The 19,430-nt window shown below is 50.4% G+C and carries 16 protein-coding genes and 1 pseudogene; 8 read left to right on the top strand and 9 right to left on the bottom strand.

Annotation, left to right across the window (positions count from 1 at the left end):
• Nucleotides 1-43 precede the first annotated feature (43 nt).
• Genes PBOR_RS21500 through PBOR_RS35625 form a run of 3 tightly spaced genes read left to right on the top strand, consistent with a single transcriptional unit; the run spans nt 44 to nt 4,890 of the window.
• Nucleotides 44-1,171 (top strand): winged helix-turn-helix domain-containing protein, encoded by a 1,128-nt coding sequence (locus PBOR_RS21500; protein WP_042215201.1) that lies wholly within the window; start codon nt 44-46, stop codon nt 1,169-1,171.
• A 16-nt stretch (nt 1,172-1,187) separates the two neighbouring features.
• Nucleotides 1,188-3,038: an ABC transporter ATP-binding protein gene (locus PBOR_RS21505; protein ID WP_042215203.1), complete on the top strand. Its 1,851-nt coding sequence runs from the start codon at nt 1,188-1,190 to the stop codon at nt 3,036-3,038.
• On the top strand, nt 3,028-4,890 hold the full coding sequence (locus PBOR_RS35625) for an ABC transporter ATP-binding protein (RefSeq protein WP_052429589.1): 1,863 nt from the start codon (nt 3,028-3,030) through the stop codon (nt 4,888-4,890). The genes PBOR_RS21505 and PBOR_RS35625 overlap by 11 nt, the downstream gene beginning before the upstream one ends.
• A 329-nt stretch (nt 4,891-5,219) precedes the next feature.
• On the opposite strand, the gene PBOR_RS35065 is transcribed toward PBOR_RS35625, so the two are convergent.
• From PBOR_RS35065 to PBOR_RS21525, 3 genes are all read right to left on the bottom strand, one after another.
• The gene (locus PBOR_RS35065; RefSeq protein WP_245647856.1) at nt 5,220-5,900 is read right to left on the bottom strand and encodes a hypothetical protein; all 681 of its coding nucleotides are present in this window, start codon (nt 5,898-5,900) and stop codon (nt 5,220-5,222) included.
• Nucleotides 5,901-6,071: 171 nt separating this feature from the next.
• Nucleotides 6,072-6,632, bottom strand: coding sequence for a polymer-forming cytoskeletal protein (locus PBOR_RS21520; protein ID WP_042215205.1), 561 nt, complete (start codon nt 6,630-6,632; stop codon nt 6,072-6,074).
• Between the two features lie 206 nt (nt 6,633-6,838).
• Nucleotides 6,839-7,369 (bottom strand): GNAT family N-acetyltransferase, encoded by a 531-nt coding sequence (locus PBOR_RS21525; RefSeq protein WP_042215207.1) that lies wholly within the window; start codon nt 7,367-7,369, stop codon nt 6,839-6,841.
• A gap of 164 nt (nt 7,370-7,533) precedes the next feature.
• Between PBOR_RS21525 and PBOR_RS21530 the strand changes: the two genes are divergently transcribed.
• The 3 genes from PBOR_RS21530 (at nt 7,534) to PBOR_RS21540 (ending at nt 10,153) form a co-directional block, all read left to right on the top strand.
• The gene (locus PBOR_RS21530) at nt 7,534-8,028 is read left to right on the top strand and encodes an RNA polymerase sigma factor (protein WP_042215210.1); all 495 of its coding nucleotides are present in this window, start codon (nt 7,534-7,536) and stop codon (nt 8,026-8,028) included.
• Nucleotides 8,029-9,021: an anti sigma factor C-terminal domain-containing protein gene (locus PBOR_RS21535; protein ID WP_042215212.1), complete on the top strand. Its 993-nt coding sequence runs from the start codon at nt 8,029-8,031 to the stop codon at nt 9,019-9,021.
• Nucleotides 9,022-9,196: 175 nt separating this feature from the next.
• Nucleotides 9,197-10,153, top strand: a complete 957-nt coding sequence (locus tag PBOR_RS21540; RefSeq protein WP_042215214.1) for a serine hydrolase domain-containing protein — start codon at nt 9,197-9,199, stop codon at nt 10,151-10,153.
• Here PBOR_RS21540 and PBOR_RS35070 read toward each other — a convergent pair.
• The 3 genes and pseudogenes from PBOR_RS35070 to PBOR_RS21555 all read right to left on the bottom strand — a co-directional run bounded on the left by PBOR_RS35070 (nt 10,134) and on the right by PBOR_RS21555 (nt 12,997).
• Nucleotides 10,134-10,917, bottom strand: a pseudogene (locus PBOR_RS35070) (class I SAM-dependent methyltransferase). The gene PBOR_RS21540 and the pseudogene PBOR_RS35070 overlap by 20 nt on opposite strands.
• Before the next feature lie 68 nt (nt 10,918-10,985).
• Nucleotides 10,986-11,303 carry a GerAB/ArcD/ProY family transporter gene (locus PBOR_RS21550; protein WP_281192359.1) on the bottom strand — a complete coding sequence of 106 codons (318 nt, stop codon included), beginning with the start codon at nt 11,301-11,303 and terminating at the stop codon, nt 10,986-10,988.
• A gap of 935 nt (nt 11,304-12,238) precedes the next feature.
• A complete protein-coding gene (locus tag PBOR_RS21555) occupies nt 12,239-12,997 on the bottom strand; it encodes a CPBP family intramembrane glutamic endopeptidase (protein WP_042215219.1) in 759 nt (252 codons plus the stop codon).
• A gap of 232 nt (nt 12,998-13,229) precedes the next feature.
• Here PBOR_RS21555 and PBOR_RS21560 point away from each other — a divergent pair, with 232 nt between their 5' ends.
• Nucleotides 13,230-13,598, top strand: a complete 369-nt coding sequence (locus PBOR_RS21560; protein ID WP_042215221.1) for a hypothetical protein — start codon at nt 13,230-13,232, stop codon at nt 13,596-13,598.
• 125 nt (nt 13,599-13,723) lie between these two features.
• On the opposite strand, the gene PBOR_RS21565 is transcribed toward PBOR_RS21560, so the two are convergent.
• The 3 genes from PBOR_RS21565 to PBOR_RS21575 are packed head-to-tail and all read right to left on the bottom strand — an operon-like array spanning nt 13,724 to nt 17,772.
• Nucleotides 13,724-15,718 (bottom strand): chemotaxis protein CheA, encoded by a 1,995-nt coding sequence (locus PBOR_RS21565; protein ID WP_245647857.1) that lies wholly within the window; start codon nt 15,716-15,718, stop codon nt 13,724-13,726.
• A 15-nt stretch (nt 15,719-15,733) separates the two neighbouring features.
• A complete protein-coding gene (locus PBOR_RS21570; RefSeq protein ID WP_042215224.1) occupies nt 15,734-16,159 on the bottom strand; it encodes a chemotaxis protein CheW in 426 nt (141 codons plus the stop codon).
• Nucleotides 16,160-16,182: 23 nt separating this feature from the next.
• A complete protein-coding gene (locus tag PBOR_RS21575) occupies nt 16,183-17,772 on the bottom strand; it encodes a methyl-accepting chemotaxis protein (RefSeq protein WP_042215227.1) in 1,590 nt (529 codons plus the stop codon).
• A gap of 312 nt (nt 17,773-18,084) precedes the next feature.
• Between PBOR_RS21575 and PBOR_RS21580 the strand changes: the two genes are divergently transcribed.
• Entirely contained in the window at nt 18,085-19,422 is a 1,338-nt protein-coding gene (locus tag PBOR_RS21580; RefSeq protein ID WP_042215230.1) for an MFS transporter, read from the top strand.
• Nucleotides 19,423-19,430: the final 8 nt, after the last annotated feature.

The raw sequence follows: 19,430 nt of genomic DNA on the forward strand, positions 1-19,430 counted from the left end.
TTTAATATTAAATTTAATCACTGAACTGGAGGACCTTAGCCTTATGAATGATACTTTGCAGGAGACCTTACTGAAGAATATCCGTTTTGCGTACAACGAAGCTGTCGAGCTTGTGGTTTCCATGGCAATGCTTGCATGTGAAGACCAGGTGGCAGACTTGGCCAAGGATTACAAAATCGAAACCGATGAGCTGCTGGGAACCTACTTCGAGGATGCACGCAGATTATTGTCACCTCACTTCACCCGTGAGCTGATGTTTTTCTTCCGGTATGACTTCTTTCATAATGCCCTGGATTTCCCCTTATTCGAATCAGTCTTCACTCACCGGGAAGCGCTGACCGCAGAGGAGTTGATTAACCGGCTGGAGAACAGCTCTGCGGAGCATATCGTTTCAGAGATGGTCTACGGCGTCTACAACGATAATATGGAGGCATTATTGAAAGGCAACGATTGGGAGATTGTCAAAAAGGATCTTGTGGCGCTTACAGATCTGGTGTCCAACACAAAACCTCAACCGGAGGTTGCAGAAGCTCATGCGCCGCTGCTTGAATGTCTTGCTCATCCTCAGGAGACCAAGCTGCGGTATCTGCAGCTTTTGCGTCAATTCAACCAGGATGTTTTTGCTCACTGGAAAGAACGGATCCGTGAGCTTTCCGAGCAGGCCTCCCGCAAGTATGAGGCCCAGTTCCTTAGCAATCCGGAGGCTTTCATTCGTGAAGTCCACAAGAATGAGCCTTCACTGTTCGACATCCCTACCACTTTCCATGTCAGCTTTGTCTCACAGGTCAACAACAGCTTCTTACAGTTCCATACGGATGCCGGACGGGTCGGCTGGGTCATTTTCGGCGTACATAATGACCGGGTATACGGACCTGCAGCAGACAGGGAGAAAACTGAATTATTCCTCAAAACCTTCTCGGATAAACGGCGGCTGGACTTCCTGATGTTATTGAAGCAGCGTCCACACTATGGCCAGGAAATTGCCACAGCCCTCGGTATTACACCTGCTGCTGTGAAATATCATTCCAATTTCCTGTTCTTCCTGGATTTGCTGGACATCCAGCGGATGGATCACCGGCTGTATTACGTGCTTAGAACCGATACTTTGCGCAGTCTGCTAGCATTGACGGCTAAAGTTATGCTGGACAAAGACTATTTCATAAATGGATAACACGGGAGGGGTCCACTTGAACGGGATTACGAATACCGGGACAACGCCGCTGAATGAACAGCCCGCCGCTGCCCAGAATACATTTATCCGGTTGCTGAAGCTCGGCAAACCCTATACAGGCTGGTACATCATTCTGTGTGTTCTGGCAGCAGTCATCTCACTCACAACTGTAGGTCTGGCTGAGTCGCTGCGGCGGATTATCAATGCGGCAACCAACCACAATACTTCCGGTCTGACAGCGGGAATGGCCTTTGCTGCTGTCATCGTAATTACGGATGCCGGAGCCAACTTTCTGAATACATATCTCTCAGGGCTGCTGGAGATCAAATCCACCTCTAAGCTTCAGATCTCCATGCTGACAAGAATACTGAATGTTCAGATGAAGGATCTGGACCGTTATCATTCCGCCGATCTGATCAGCCGGATGAATGACTCTGCTCCAGCCGCACAGCAGGGGATAAACCGGAAGACGATTGACCTGATCAGCAATCTGCTGCAAATCACATTTCTGCTCACTTATCTTCTGTCCCTGCAATTCGCTCTAACACTGGGGACAATTATTATCTGTGCCCTGGTCCCGCTGGTGATGCTCCCCTTCACTTCCCGCCTTCGTACGATGAATGAACAGCGGCAGAGTATTGAAAGCGCTCAGCAGGCATTCGTCCAGGATTCGATACAGGGTGCTGAGGTCGTGCGTGCCTTCTCCCTTGCCCCCCGTCTGCTCCGGCAGTTCACGGGCAGAGTCCGGCAATTCAACACCGTTCACCTGCCCGTCTCACGGATAGAGGCTGTAGGTTACAATATGCCATTGGCCGTTATTCTTGGCGGATTGCTGTACGTTCTCTCCTATGGCGGTTACCTGGTCATCGGCGGCCGGCTGGATGTGGGTGCCGTTGCCGCGTTTCTGATCTGCTTCGAGCAAATCTCGAATCCGGTATCGAAGCTTGCTAACCTTTGGACTGAACTGCAGTCTTCATTGGCACAGGGGAAACGTTTATTTGAGGTGATGGATTTATCTGAAGAAGACGGCAATTCTGCTGGTCTTAAGACGGCAGGAATGCAGGATGAAGCATGGACTGAGGGAGTCAATCTGACCGTTGCCGGACAGCAGCCGCTTACATTCAGCAATGTCAGCTTCGGTTATGGACAAACGAAGGTGCTAACGGATATTCATCTGCGGATTGAGCCGGGAAAGGTTACCGCCTTCGCCGGAGCCAGCGGGAGCGGCAAGAGCACCATTCTTCAGCTTATGCTTGCCGCTTATGCGCCTGACGGAGGAAGCATTCATCATGGCCGTGTGTCCTTACAAGCCATTCCGCCGCGTAGCTGGCGCAGCCGTATCGCCTATGTATCCCAGGAGCCTTATCTGTTCTCTGGAACACTATACGAGAATATTGTCTGGGGACGGCCGGAAGCCTCCCGTGAAGAGGTGATCGCCGCCGCGCAGAATGCAGGCATCCATGAATTCATTATGCGGACTCCCCTGCAGTATGAGACGGTCATCGGAGAAAGAGGGCTTACGCTGTCGGGAGGTGAGCGCCAGCGGCTCTCCATTGCCCGGGCTTTCGTCCGTGAGCCGGGACTGCTGCTGCTGGATGAACCTACGGCTGCGCTTGACAGCCATAATGAGGAGATTGTCCAGCAGGCCTTGCGCGTACTGATGACGAACCGGACAACGGTTGTGGTCGCCCACCGGCTGTCAACCATCAGGCACGCGGATCATATCTACTTCATGGAGGATGGAGCAATTGTTGAACAGGGTACACATGGGGAGCTAATGGCTCTGCAGGGCAAATATCACGCTATGGCCCAGGCGGGCGTCCAGACAGAGGCTGCCGCCGGAGGAGGAATATCTAATGAATATTAACTCATCTTCATCCGGCCGAATCCGGCTCCGGGTAGCCCTCAAGCGGCTGCTTCCTTATGTCAAGCCATACCGGATCGGCTTCCTGGCAGCTATATTGCTGCTAATGGCCAGGCTTGCCCTGGATGTCGGGTTTGCTACGATTCAGCAGGTTTTCATAGATACAATTAACAGTACCAATATGCAGTCACTGACACGGATAACCCTAATTTGTTCGCTGGCCTGCTTCCTGATCATTGTCTGTCTTATGCTTCAGCATTACCTCCGCTTCACAGTGCACAGCCGGATCGCCTGGGATTTCCGGACGAAGCTGTTTGATGCCAGCCACCGGCTCACTTACCGCCAGCTGGAAACCATGCATTCCGGAGATTTGACCTCACGCAACACCAAGGATGCCGGAGCTGCCATGGGGATGATCAGCAGCCTGGTCTACGATTTGGGTTATAATCTGCTGCTCTGCCTGGTTGCATTTCTGTATCTGGCCCATATGGATGTCTGGCTTGCACTCCTTGCGCTGGGCACGGGCCCTGTTGTATTTCTGTCCGGACGTTTCTTTGACCGCAGGCTGCGCAAGCTATACACACAAATCTATGCCCAGGAAGCCTTGCTGCGGGGAATCCTGCAGGAGACCCTCCAGGGCATGAAGGTTATCCGTTCATTTTCACTGGAGAATACCCTGCTGAGCAGGTATGCAGCAGAACGCGGGCAGCTGAACCGGCTGCAGAAGCAAAAAACGCTGCTGAACGCACTGCTCTGGCATTCTTCTGCATTCATCAACAATGTTGTAATGATCAGCTGCGCGATCCTTATTGCCAGGTCGGCGCTGCGGGGAGAGACCTCAGCGGGTGAAGTGCTTGCCTTCATCATCCTGATGGGGCGTGTACAGTGGCCATTCGTCCATATGTCGCAGACTTGGGGCGGGGTACAGGAATCACTTGGTGCGGCTGACCGTGTATTCGAGATTCTTGATGCTCCCCGGGAAGGAGAATCCTCTGGTTACGGGCAGGCTCCAGTTACTGCAGCAGCAGCAGCAGCAGTTGCAGCTTCCAGTGAAGCTCCGGTGCTACATATACAGGGGCTGCACTACAGCTTCGCAGGCCCCCAGTCCAAGGAGGGAAGCTGCCTGAGCGGGATCCATCTTGAGCTGAAGCATGGCGAGACTGTTGCTGTTGTCGGCCCCAGCGGCTCAGGCAAGACGACACTTGTACGGTTGTGCTGCGGACTCTACGAACCGGAGGCCGGAAGCATTACCGTGTGCGGGAATTCCGTACACGATCAGCTCGAAGCGGCCCGCCGGATGATCTCCTACGTGCCGCAGAATCCCTACTTATTCTCCGGCAGCATCCGGGAGAATATCGCATTCAGCGCTGATCATGCCAGCGATGAAGCAATCAGGGAAGCTGCCCGCCTTGCAGGTGCAGATGAATTCATTATGCGTCTGCCCGAAGGATACGACACATTGATCGGTGAACACGGCTCTACTCTATCAGGCGGTCAACGGCAGCGCCTTGCTATCGCCAGAGCCTTTCTGCGTAATGCGCCGCTTCTGCTGCTGGATGAAGCGACCTCGGCACTCGATAATGAGTCCGAACGGCTGGTTCAGCAATCGCTTGATCTGCTGATGAAAGACAGGACCACCCTTGTGATAGCCCACAGGCTGTCAACAGTGCGTGAAGCCTCACGGATCATTGTTCTGGATCATGGGGCAATTGTCGAAGAAGGCACACATGATTCTCTCATGGAACAGAACGGACTCTATGCGGATCTGTATCATTTACAGTTTAGAGCAGCTCCGGTTGAAGAACTGGAATCCGCACCCTATACGGAATCCCTCACTTCTGTATTGCCGGCATAACATAACATTAGTTATTCTTGGGAACAGATCACAAATACAGACGAAGACCCCGGCAGTCCGTGTCCGCACGGCTGCCGGAGTCTTAGTCTGCTTTTCAGGCTCAAATAGAAATGTTGTACGTTTTGCAACTCGGGCTTATGATAACTGAGTGTTTGGGAGGATTGTTGTATGAAATACAGGAATTCACCCATCTATCGGCGTGATGACGGAGGAATGCTGCATTTCGTACAACAATTTGCGGTTAAGGCTGATATTACAAGGGAATTGTTGTACTTCGTGCAACACTTCCACCATAGAAGGTTGTGCGAAGCCCCCGCACTTTTTTATTCTCATTCACCAAGCGGAATTGACCCGCTGTCTCTTGCGTCTGTTATTATTTTGGAGGCAATCATTCCCTCCGCATCATCAAGTCCTTCAATCTCAAACGGAACACCCGCCGTAGCCGGCTGGAAAGCGAACCAAATCGTCCGGTCTGATCCGACTTTAATAAGCTTCGCCTCAGATTTATCCGTCCCTGCCTCCTTCTGCTTGACTGTAATATGCTGAATGGCCGGGTCCAGAACGTCTCCGATCACCATGGGAAAAGGCGTTGAAATATGCTCCAATTCAGGAAAACACATATAATTTATTGCAGAGCTGTCCGGATCTCCGCCCATTCCGTAGCCGCCTCCCCATACCCACTTCCATCCGATCCAGGTTTTGCGGACATATTCTACTTGAAGGTTACTGCTATCCTGCTGGCCTGCCCGGGTAAGAAATACCAGCTCTCCTCTGGCCGCAGGCTCCTGGTGAATGACTGTCATTGAGTCAGAGCCGCGGAACAGCCGGACAGCTTCTTCAGGACTTTGGCCAAGCGGAATCTGGAGTGTCTGGTCCATTCCAAGTGAGCGGGACATCTTCTGGTCTGACCATCCTCCCGGTCTTTCATACATATACAATAGTAAATAGAGTACGGCTACGGAAGCTAGAATCACTCCGGCAGCAATGCCCAATCTCCGGCTATTCTTCATGAATCATTCCATCCCCTGTCCATCCCATGTGTTTGCGCTTACAATACCTTCCATAATACTATAGAATATTTCCGGACAGAATACAAAAAAGCCCATAGAGCAAGCCCCTAAGGACCTGTCTACAGGCTGTGTGTAATCAATAAAATATTGCAATTACTCTATTAGATTAAATTATTTAACTTCGTTTGCTCCGGTTACAGTACCTTCGATCACAGCAGTAGCCTTCACATCTTCACTTGCATAGTACAGGTTGCCGTCAATGGTAGCATCCTTGTACAGGTTGAATCCGTTAGCTTCTACATATACGTCACCTTTGATGGTACCGCCTTGAACGCGGAAGTTCTCGCTCTGTACAGTTACTTTAGGTGCTGTCAGCGTGTAAGTAGCTGTTACCTTGTGGTCTGCATCCTGTGCATACAGGGCAAGCTTACGGTAGATCGCTGCAGTTGCGTCGCCTTTGTCATGGAATTCACCGGCTACAACAACATCTTTATCAACGGTCAGATCATTCAGGATTGCTACAATCCAGTTGCCGCTTTCGCTTACAGCAGCAGTGAAGGCATCTGCCTGGTTAACGATCGAAGCTGTTGTTACGGCATCCGTCTGCTCAGTGGCTGGAGCTGTTGTTGCTGCTGCACCAGTATTGTTTGCTGCGTTATTATCATTCGATCCACAACCCGACAACAATGCTGCTGATACCCCTGCTACTACTAGAACTTTGAATAATTTCATTTTTAATTCCCCCTGTTTCTTTTAATTAACTTTATTATATATTAAAATTTTATGATAACAACGTGATAATTTTCACAATATTGTGTCTTTTTTCACAAACAAGCATTTTAATTGTTTCATTTCATGCAAAATACAGCAATTACATACTTATTTGTCTAATTTTGCAGGTGAATCTTCAGCTGCTCCAGCGGCTGACAGTTTCCATCCTACGCCTCCCACTCCTCTCTAAGCAGTCCCATGCGGATCGAATCATAGAACTTCCCGTCGTAGTACCGGCATTTCCGGAGCCTCGCTTCCATTGTCATGCCTAATTTGACTCCTGTCCTGATCATCCGCTCATTTCCCGACCAGGTGGTATAGCCTACACGGACTAACGGATACGTATTGAACAGATGTCCGATCCATAGCTTGAGGGCTCTCGTCCCGTAACCGTTGCTCCAGTATGCCGGATCATAGATGATAATGCCCATTTCCAGCCATAGGGAGGGTTCATGCTCCCAATAGTAACTGACGTCGCCTATTACCACGCCCTCTATTTCTATTACCCAATTATTCCCGCATCCAACAATCTCGGCTCTGTTCGCGTAATACGCTTCCCACGGAATCCGCTTGTGTTCATAATAAGGCGCATCCCATTTCTTCCACTCCGGCACTTCTTCCTTATACACCAGATCCCACAGTCTAGGCAGATCCCCTTCAGCTATGGGCCGAATCACCAATTCCTTATCCTGATACATAGATACCCTCCGTTGCAGCTAATATTTTACATACTGTTATTATATTAACTGAACTGCTGAAGCTGTTGCTGGTAGTGAACATTTATAATTAAGGAATACTGGATGTAACGGCTGCTGTAAACTTTTCACGGAGCTTAGCGTTGTATAGGGGAAGGGGGCAGGACATGGCCAAAGAAACCATTCATCAATTTCTGCAGCAAGCCGGAACTTTACTATACCGGTACTTAAGAAAACGCGGACTCGCACGCGAGGATGCTGAAGATATCGTTCAGGACACCTGTTATAAATACTTAATCTATCAGGATGGCATCGGCCCGAAACAAGTCATGGGCTGGATGTTCCGTGTCGCGACCAATCAGTTCTATGATCTCAAGAGGAAAGATAAACGTCATCCCACGGTCGATGTTGAAGACATTCAACTTCTTTCTTTAACCCATCTGCCGGAGATCCAGCTGCTGAGGCGGGAAACCGCCCAGAATATCCGCGACACACTGTCTCGGCTCTCTGAGCAGCATCAGGAGCTGCTGATTCTCAAATATGAGCTGAGCCTGACCTACAAGGAGCTCTCATCCCTGTACGGTATGAATGAGAACACGCTGAAGACCCATGTCACACGCGCCAAAAACCAATTTATCAAACACTATGGGGAGGAATATTAAATGGATCAGAATCAGGAGCAGGACCAGTTTATTTTCGGAGGGAAGCAGACTCAGCAGCTCATTCAAAAAGCCAGACTCCGCTCCACCCTGAAGACCATTGGCATCATTGTTGTCGTAACCCCCATCATACTCGCCGTTATCTGGTATGGCCTCTATCATTTGAGATTGGCTCAGGGCAGCAAGGTGCAATCAGAGATTCTCTGGAAAAATGAGATCAGCGCCCCCAATGTCCACATCAGCAACCAGTCGGTCAAATTGGATAGCTTTGGAGGCGAAACCTACAATCAGACTTACAAATGGCTGGGAAACAAACCTTATATCTGGCAGCCCATCGAGGAAACTTATAATCTGCTGGGCCGCTCCACCGGCAGGTATGGCGCATTCGGAGCGATTTCTCTGCCGGAGCAGCTAAGTGCAGCTTCCCCGCACCGTTATAACTCTGCCACAGGGGACCGGGAAATGATCTTTTACCATCCGGAGATTGCCTATGATTCATATGAGGACAGCATCAGCCAGCTGAAGCAGCTGGAAGACGATACTCTCGTGGAGCTCGCTTTGTCTTTTGACCAAGCCTATACGCTTGAAGAGACCCAGAAGCTTCTGCCTGCCGGGGTGCAGTCTGTCTGGTTATGGACGGATGCATATACCCCCTCTTATAAAAAATACCTGAAGGAAACGCGGCAAACCATCGCGGCTGATTCGATGATTATCTACGGATTTCATGGCGAGCAGTTCGCCCCTTACGGTGGTGTGAACTCCTTCATTAACAGTGTCGAGCAGCTGCGCAAGCACGGTAAGAACTTCACCTGGGAAGCAGATCAGGTTCATGAAAGCCTGGCCGGGGATAATGATATTCTGGAGCCGGGCGATATCACAATCATTGGCGCCGTCGTCACAGGAACCGCCAAACAGCTGGAAGCTCTGCAGAACCAGGCTTATATCAAAGGATCAACTTTCGGAGTTGTCTCTGATTCTATTGCACTTCCTAATTAAGCTGTCGGTACAAGAAATCTTTCAGCCGGACGGGTGAGTTGGACTTCTTCACTACAGATTGAGATAATTAAGCCGAATCTATCCAAGATCACTGCAAATCATAAAACAAGGAAGGCAGCATCATGGGCAGCATGATATAAAAGCTACCCGGACGACATACCGAAAGGACACTACCATGAATCTGTCAGCATTATCTGCCTCACTAGAACCACTGAATCTGCGGAGCTGTCTGATCCAGCAGCAAGGCCGTCTGATCTTTGAACATTATAGAGATCAGCGCACCTGTTCCGAGATTGCCAAGATCAACTCCTGCACCAAGAGCATATTGTCAGCGCTGGTCTGTATCGCGATGGACCAGGGTCATCTTTCCGGTCCTTCTGCTCCACTCAGCGAGTTCTTCCCGCAGCTCAGCCGCGATGCTGATACACGCAAGCAGCAAATTACAATCGGACAGCTGCTCACCATGTCTGCCGGTTTTCGCTGGACCGAGTTCGGCGGAGCGAATTCCTTCCCCAAGATGACCCGCTCCCCCCATTGGGTGAACTATGTGCTGGAGCAGCCGCTCGCGGATGAACCGGGTACCCGGATGGAGTACAACTCAGGGATTTCGCAATTGCTGTCGTCTATTGTGGTGCAGGCTTCGGGAATGAGCACAGCAAGATTCGCGGAACAATATCTCTTCGGACCTCTCGGAATTACGGAGTATGAATGGGAGACTGATCCCCAAGGCATCCATACGGGCGGCTACGGGCTGAAGCTGCGGCCCACCGGCCTGCTGAATTTCGGACAGCTGTATCTACAGCAGGGAGTTTGGGAGAATTCGCAGATTATTTCCAGCGAATGGGTAGCACGTTCGGCACAGCCCGCTATGCAGACTGAGCCGCCCCGCCATGGCGGATACGGCTGGCACTGGTGGACAGACACAATAACGGGTGATACCAGAACCGGAGAGTCTGCTGCTGTGGATTATTATTATGCACGGGGCTATGCCGGGCAGTTTGTATATGTACTGCCGGAGCTCGAGACGGTGGTCGTGCTGACCCGGGACAATATGCGGGGCCGTAACAACCCGCCGCCTGACGTATTCGGCGAGTATATCGCACCTCTGCTAGTTAATCCAGAGGGATTTTAGAAGCCTGCAAATAAGCCGCTTCTCCGGTGAAACCAAGCAGCTCCCCGCCTTCTTCGCGTACGCTGAAGAAATCCCAGGTTGCCTGTGGTGACTGCCGGAAGGCGGCTTCTACGCGTTCCCGCTCCAGTTGCGTAAGACCTGCCCGTTCACACCAGGAGGCAAATTCAAACGGCTTGGCAAAGCATATTAACGCTTCCAGACGGAAGCCTGAATGCTCCAGCCTCTGAATCCATTCCGATTTGGGCAGGGCCCGGACATGACTGGGATCTCTCAGCTTCTCCACCTCATTATAGAATCCGCCCAGCGCTTCGTCCTCCGGCACAACATTATCAATCAGCTGGAGCCTTCCGCCCGGCTTCAGCACCCGGTAAGCTTCGGAGATGAAAGCCTGAACCTCCGGGAAGTGGTGGGCTGCAATCCGGCAGGTGACCAGCTCGAAGGTATCCGCAGCGAATGGCAGCGCCTCTGCATCTCCTCTGACGAAATGAACATTCAAATGACCGTTTCCCTGAATAAAGGCAGCTGCCGACTTCAGCATTTCTTCAGTCAGATCAAAGGCTGTCACCTGTTTAACCAGCGGAGCCAGCGCATTTGCGACATGCCCGCCGCCCGTGGCAATATCAAGCACGTTCATCTCCGTGAGCCTGTGAAGCAGCTACGAGCAGCGCCAGATCTTCCCCTTGGGCATGATGGCTGCTGGTCACATATTTCCCGGCATTTCTGGCAAACTGCTGCTGGACCTGAGCTTTAATCGGATCAGACATTGGGTTCCGCCCCCTGCTTAAATACATTCAGATACCAGACTTCATTAAGCTCGGCAATCACGGAAGGATTATCCCAGACATTCATCGCCAGCGGAATACTGGCCAGGGCCAGCGGTATCAGGAGTCCGGTATAGTGCCGTAAGTAATACTAAGGTGATGCCGGTAATCCACGTGCTGTGGATCAGTGCCTTTTTATAAGCTTGTTTATTCTTCATCAATGGGACCAGGAACAGACTTAACGCAACCTCACTGTTGGGATAAGCCATGAAATTTATTGTACCTTCAACAACAGGATGAACGCCCTTCTCAAACACAGGCAGAAAGTTGCTCCAGTCCGCCCCATATATAAGTGAGAGCAGCAGCATTACCAGCAGTACCAAAGCAATGGGAAAGAATTGCTGGTAAAAATTTCATGCTGATGTCTCCCTGCTGCTGATATCTCTAACTTATGGAGTCTAGTGTTGCCTAACAGGGTTAATTTCTAAACAAAAAAACTCCAATTCAGCCGGACTGGCGAAATGGAGCACTTATGTATATACGCATAAATCCCCGCTGCCTGATTGCTTGAGGCACGGGGATTTATGTGTTAATTCCTGTATTCACTTCAATCGTTTCCTCCTGATAACAAAGCCATATCCCTGACATGGTGATTGTTCTAATTTCATATTACCGTGTTGCCCGTTCGCTCCTCTTCGGAGTGTTGCTCCATGTCCTGCATATGGGGTGGATTCCCGCGTACACGATTTCACGAAAAACGTTTTCACGGACGCTTTTCCTGCTGTGAACAATCGTATTAGTACGCTTCGCTAACCTTTTTCAACGGAATCACGCTCTTTCTTCCGCAAGATCACTCTTGCTTGAATGAATAGCTTTGGTTCACCTTCAAAGATTTGCTCTTGGGTTCCCGCATACCCACGATCTGCCAGAAGATGTTATCATCCACCTTCCTATCAGCAGCCGATTCCGGCACGCTTCGCTAACGCTAGTACATCGGGATTCTCTCCTTTCCTTCATTCATTGCTAAATTTAGGAATGAGGCAATCACCTATGGTTACCACCTGTGAATTGTTGCTTGTGGTTCCTTTGGTGATGTCTACATTATACACTGGGATCGATAAAATTTAAAACTTCAAAAAACTGCATATCCCTCCATAATTCCTGATATTCCCTACTCTTTATGAGCAGAAAGCCCATGTCTAACGATTACTCTTTGTAAATATTATTTGCTCCCGCATGCTGTCTCTATGTCATGTATGCGTTATCATTAGTCGGATTTCCGGCCGGCATCCGGGATAACTTCCTGAATGCCGGCCGGTTAATTTTACATTGACAGGCTATGATTTTTATTCCGCCGGGTTAATTCAATTACTAAATAAATGCCATACAGCAGGTACATGATATTCAGAATACCCACCAGCAGAACCTCTTGCACCACATTGTCATTGCTGACCAACGCCAGAGCATCATAAATGAAATGAAAGGCAATCAGCGGAATAATATTGTTGCCTGCCTCAATCAGCAGGGCGAGTACACAGCCAAGCAGCAGGGCATTGGCAACCTGGAGAAGCGTGCTTATGATATCTTTTCCGCCAAACGCGTTGGCCATATGTAGAACACCAAAGAATACAGACGAGAAAACAATATAAAATACAGGACCCTTATGCTTCAGCTTATCTCTGATGATTCCTCTGAAAATGGATTCCTCAGTATAACCCACCAGCATAGTCATGATCACGATACTGATCACTTCAGCAGCCGTCATCTCGACATTGATTCCAGACATAACCGGCTGGGCTACCGCAATAATCAACAGTGGGATGTAGAACAGCACAGGCACGGCCTGCTTGGCGTCAAGCTTGCGGAAGCCAAATCTCTCCAGTGAGGAATCCCTCCGCTTCATATATACAGTAACGATGACGGCCATAACCAGGAAGGCGCAGGCCTGGGCATTTCTTACCCCCATGTCCTCAAACTCCTGAATGGATGCTACTGCAGATGCTACTGAAACGAGAAGGGTCAGGACAACTCCCAGCATCAGCGAGAAAATGACCGGGTGTCCTTTTGCAGCGGTGTTCTTCATCTTTTATCTCCTTTTATGAGTTGGTTTCATCATTGTCAATCAAGGACAATAATGGATTTATTGTAAACGATCCCTTGGAAATATACTACAATTTTCGCTGCTGCTATCACATTTCAGTACATCCCCTTACCTAATATTCCAGTGGGAAAAACGGCTGGCGCATGCTATAATCTCTGAGTCCTATAATGAGAATTGAACATAAGTATTGGGGTTGCAGGAGGTTTCTATCAACATGAACAGTCCTATTAAAATCTTTAAAGTGACCGTACAGCTGGAGAAGGATGAATATGATGTCGAGGCCAGTCATTGGAGACTGCTGGTGGAAACGAACCGCTACTATGAAATCAAACCCGAAAGCGGCCCAGTAAAGCGGATTTACAAAGAAAAAATGAATACGGTAGTGGATGATACCAAATCCTACACAGATGGATATCTGGCTTGTTCGGCATTCTGTATCGAAGACCGTATTCATGATATGCATATTGAAATGCTGCACAAGCTGCAGATGAAGGTCAAGGCATATATGGATGAGCTGCAGATGAATCAGCAGGCCATCGAGCTGCAGATCAAGTGCCCCAGGGCAGTACCGCACAGGAAGTAACTCCGCTTTACAGCTGGCGGCACGCAAAAAACCGGAAGAATCGCAGTGTGCTGCGGATCTTCCGGTTTTTTGCGTATCTGATTTAATTACAGCAATCCGGCGTTCTTCCCGGCTTGGAAAACATCTCAATGGCTGACCAGATAGGAGGCATCCAAAATCAGCGCAACCCGCCCGTTCCCCAGAATCGTTGCGCCGGAGAGATGGTTCATCGTCCCCAGATACGCACCCAGCGACTTGATCACCACCTCCTGATTCCCAATAATCTCATCGACGGCGAGAGCGGCGATCCGGTCTACAGACCGGACAATTACCAGCGGGATGGTCTTGGAGCTGCGCTCGGTCCGCGGGTAATGCAGCTTGTCTCTAAGCCATGAGAGCGGCACAATCCGCCCGTGGTTGATAATGGCCTGTTCACCTTGAACAACCTGAATCTCATCCGGTGAGATTCGCACAATCTCCGCCACGTTGTACATGGGAAGGATCAGTACCCGGCCGGAAACATTCACCAGCAGCCCCTTAATGATGGCCAGTGTAAGCGGCAGGCGGATAATGAACACAGTGCCTTTGCCCGGCACCGTTTCAATATCAATGATGCCGTTAAGCCGTCCAATCTGGCTGCGCACGATATCCATCCCCACGCCCCGGCCTGATACTTCGCTTACCTCGGCAGCCGTTGAGAAGCCTGGTTCAAAGATCAAGTGGATGGCTTCCTGATCCGTTAAGTACCCGGCCTTTTCTTCGCTAATGATTCCTTTGCTGAGCGCAGAAGCTTTGATTCTGCCGGCATCTATCCCCTGCCCGTCGTCCTCCAGACGGATAACCACCTGATTCTCCTCGTGGTAAGAGGTTAGCGTGATCGTCCCCTTGGGAGATTTCCCCCGCTCTGCCCGGACCTCCGGACTTTCAATCCCGTGATCCGTGCTGTTACGGATCAGATGGATCAAGGGATCACTCAGCTCTTCGATAATCATCCGGTCGAGTTCGGTCTCGCCGCCCTGGATCACGAGCTCAATCTCCTTCCCCAGCTTTTGGGCGAGATCCCGGACCAGGCGCGGAAAACGGTTGAATAATTGATCTATCGGCAGCATCCGGGTCTTCATTACACCTTCCTGCAGCTCTTTGATTATAGTGCCCATATGATCCGATACTCCGCCTATACCCGGCAATACCTTAGCCGGATCGTTCCGCTGCCCGGCTGCGCTCAGATCAGCCAGAGAAGTCTGCTCGATCAGCAGCTCGCCTACCAGATTCATCAGATGATCCAGGCGTTCCACGCTGACCCGTACCGTCGGCTGGGCGCTGCTCCCCCGTTGTTCCTTGTTCAGGGAAGACGGAGGCCCCGCCAGTAACGGTTCAACCGCCGCCGCTCCGCCAGTAACGCTTGAAGGACCGGGCACGAATGGAGTGATGACAATACTTTGGACATCTGAATCACCTGCCAGCTGTTCGGTTACCTGCTGAATTTCTTTGCCGGCAGCTGCTACTACAGCAAACCGGCTGTAACGCGAGTCTTCATCTGCTCCCGCGGCCGCCGCTGCCGGCAGCGCGACAGCAATGATCTTTCCGCTTACGTCTTCAATACGCTGCAGCAGCATATAATGCCGCGCCGCCTTCATCTGGCATTCCTCTTTCAGCGTTACCGCAAGGGACAGCAGCGAATATCCGGCAGCCGCAGCTTCTTCGGCCTGAAGCATCTCCGCTGGACTTAAGACCGGCAGCCGGACCGGCTGCGGTTCAGCGGGCAGATTAATCAATGCTTTGATCTCCGCAACAACAGCGCTGCAGTCGTCGTACTCTCCGCCGCTGATATATTGCGTGCGCAGCAGCTTCATGGCGTCAAGCGCCCGGAAGAGCGTATCAATCAAAATTCCGGTAATCTCCGGTTTCTTCTCCCGGACCCATTCAAGGGCATATTCAACCTCATGCGTCAGATCGCTCATTTCACGGAAGCCCATGGTTGAGGCCGACCCTTTGATCGTATGGGCTGCACGGAATATTGTCTGGACCAGCTCAGGTGCCGGAGCTTGCTCCAAGGTGAGCAGAGATTGGTCGATCCGCTCCAACTGCTCATTCAGCTCTTCTATGAAAATATCGCGGTAGGCAGACAGTTCCATCATCATTACCAGTTCCCCTTCCTAACCGCCCAATATTTCCTCGAGCTTCAGAATGCCAATCAGCTGGTCATCCCGTTGACCAATTCCGTGGAAGACCGCTTCGCGGCTGCGGCTGTGTCCGCCTGCCGGAGGATGGATCTCGGCATACGTAGTCACTTTATTAACCTTGTCCACAATGAGACCCACGAATTCCTCCCGGTAGTTAACCACAATAATTCTTGTATTCCGGGTGTACGGCTCATCAGCCATCCCCAGCAGATTGCGCAGGCTCATTACGCAGACTACTTTACCGCGCAGATTGACCACACCCTTCACTTCATTACGGGTGAACGGGATATCTGTAATGCTGAGCATTTTGATAATTTCATGAATTTCTTCGATACGGATTGCACAGGTTTCGGCTCCTACAGCAAGCTCGATATACTGTTCCTTCTGTAAGGTTGACATGGCTTCACCTTCAGTCTGTAGAATTAATGAGTCTTGAACGCGGCTGCGGACTGGGCTAAATCCTCGGATAACAGGGCCAAAGCCTGGCAGGTAGCTGCCGTTTCCTCTGAAGCCGCTGCGGATTCCTCACTGGAGGCGGCAATGGATTGGACCGAGCTCATTACTTCGGCCGCCTGCGCGGATTCCTCTTCACATGCGGCAGCAATCTCATTGACTTTGAGTGAAGAATTATTAACCATACTGATAATTTGTTCAAAAGCCTGGCTGGTCATCGAAGACTGTTCTACGCTTTCTGCTACAGCCCGGACACTTTGCTTCGTATTCTCCTGCATCGCCTTGATGATCTTCGTGATTTCCTTCGTAGCATCACTGCTGCGCTCTGCCAGCTTGCGGACCTCATCCGCCACCACCGCGAAGCCCCGGCCCTGCTCTCCGGCACGTGCAGCTTCAATCGCGGCATTCAACGCCAGGAGATTGGTCTGCTCGGCTATATCATCAATCACTTCGATGATGTCTCCGATTTTGCTGGAGTCCTCTTCAAGCTGCTTCATCTGGTGATTAACGGTCTGCATTCCCTGCAGCGAAGTCTCAACCACATATCCGCCTTCCCGGGCCGTACGAACAGTCTCATTCGACAGCTCTGCTGCTTCCTCGGCACTGGAGGCTACGGAATCAATCGCCAGCGACAGCTCTTTGAACAGTTCAGTAATATTTGTTGCGGCCGCAGACTGGTTAGTGCTGGTACCGGCGATTTCCTGTGTGCTAGCCGAAATCTGCTCGGAAGACGCGGCAACACTCTGTGAATTCATGACGATCCCGTTGATCAGGTCCTTCAGGTTATGAACCATCCGGTTCAGGGCAGCAGCCAGCTGGCCTACTTCATCCTTGGTGGAAATATCGGATTGCTGAGTCAGATCACCGTTCGCCACCTCTGAGGCCAGGTGCAGCATCTGCAGAAGCGGTTTGGAGATGGATCTGGCGATCAGGTAACCGATGAGAATACTGATGATAACTGCAGCCGCGATAACTATAATGGTAAGCACCAGGGAGGAAGAATAAGCAGACTGCGAGTGGCGGTTTGCTTCCTCGGCCAGCTGCACGTTAATTCCGATCAGCCCGTCCAGGTTGTCAAGCACTTTCTCACCCTGCACAGATAATTGTGTGGTCAGGAATGTATTAAATTCAGCCGGGTCATCCTGTTCCGCCAGAACGAGCGCTTCATCAAACAGCTTTTGATACATCTCATATTCCCTGTCAAAAGCGCTAAGCAGCTCCACCTCTTTGGCAGTTGTCGCCAGCGGCCGATAATTGTCCACCATCTCGGCAATATCCTGCCGGGAAGACGCAATCTTTTCCTGATAATCCGCAATTTTTGCTGCATCTGTTGTGTTACTCATATCCCGCGTATATACCCGGTTGACCTGATAACTGATTTCAGCAGCGGATAAGTCTCTCACTGAGATCAGGTTATTGTTGTACATTTCTTTCATATTCTGATTGCTGCTGCGAAGTGTGAATATCGAGTATGCTCCAAGGCCCGCCAGAATTAAAGAGACAACCATAAAAGCTGAGATAATTTTTGTTGCTGTTTTCAAGTTTCCGAACCATTTCATTTGAATTCCCCCTGAGGTTAACATCTTAGCGTCCTTCCCGTCGGTAAACCCTTCAGCACTCCCCCATCTGCCGATTGGACATCATTAGCTATATTTCGACATTTTTCGTTAAAACTTTAATATAAATATTTTGCTTTAATTATTTTTTAATTTATTTTCTGTAATGCGCTTTCACATTGTATATAGGTGACGGTTATCCAGCCAGCCGCACTAGCTATATTCAGCTTGACAGAACATCAAAAAAAGTTATAAATAAACATAATTAGCAAATGGTACAACCCTACATATACACAACGAAAAGAGGACTGCCCATTGACAACAAAAGTACCTTTGGCTGAGAAAATGGTGTTCTCCGGCGGTTTGCTGGGCCAGAATATGCTGTACAGCTTCATGTCGATGTATATTCTGTTCTTCTACACGGATCTGCTGGGCATTCCGGCGACTACCGCCAGTGTCATTCTGGTAGTGGCGAGCATCTTCGATGCTTGTCTGGATCCGCTCATGGGCATGATTACCGACAAAACACGCTCCAGGTGGGGCAAATTCAGGCCTTATCTGCTGTTCGCCCCCTTCCTGATCGCACTGGCAACCATCGTCTGCTTCTGGGACTTCAGCGGTTCCTCTGCGATGACACTGGTGATCGCCACCGTATCGTATCTGCTCTGGGGCATGCTGTATACGGTCTGTGATACGCCGCTTTGGGCCTTATCGTCCGTTATCTCCACTGATCCGGGTGAACGGACCTTGTTCGTCACTTTGGGCAAAATCGGCGGCACCCTCGGCGCGGTCGTGATTACAGTCGGCGGTATCCAGCTGCTGCTGGCCTTCGGCGGTGAGCGGAGTACGCAGGCTTACCTGTATTCTGCAATTATTATAGGAATTATTGCTGCGTTATCTATTTTCCTGACCGGAATCCTCACTAAGGAAAGGGTCGCCCCTTCTCCTGTGAAAGTCTCATTCCGTCAAAATCTGCAAACGGTTTATAAGAACAAACCGCTGCTCACCCTGCTTGCCTCGCTGCTGATTGTTAACCTGGTCAACGGCATCCGGCAGAGCATCCAGCTGTATTATGTGGTCTATGTCTGGGGGGATGCCGGTTACGCAACACAGGTCGGAATTAGTCTCGTTGTAGGCATGCTGCTGGGAATGATGGCTACGCCTCCGCTTTTGCGCCGCTTTTCCAAGAAGAAGGTATTCATCCTGTCCTGTGTGCTGGGGAGCTTGTCCTGCATCCTGCCTTATTTTCTCGGTGACCACAATATTCTGACTACTCTGGTATTCTTCGCGGTCAGCTTCTTCTTCTCCGGCATGACTACCATTGTCAGCACGTCCATGCTGCTGGATACCATTGATTATTCGGAGTGGAAGCTGGGCTTCCGGGGCGAGGGGATTGTATTCTCCACGAACACCTTTGTCACCAAATTCAGCGGAGCATTGTCACGGCTCATCATCGGTGCAAGTCTGGGTCTGCTAAGCTATGCAGAGAATCAGGAATCGACTCCAAGACTTCAGAATGGACTCAGCTTCGTGATGTTTCTGCTGCCCGCGCTGTGTTTCCTGGCCGCAATTCTGCCGATTCTGTTCTACAATATCAATGACAAGCAGAGGCGGCAGATTCTCAGCGATCTGGAGCATACCCGGAGTCTTTAGACTGGACT

Origin of the sequence: Paenibacillus borealis (genome assembly GCF_000758665.1) — a bacterium.
Lineage (GTDB): Bacteria > Bacillota > Bacilli > Paenibacillales > Paenibacillaceae > Paenibacillus_AQ > Paenibacillus_AQ borealis.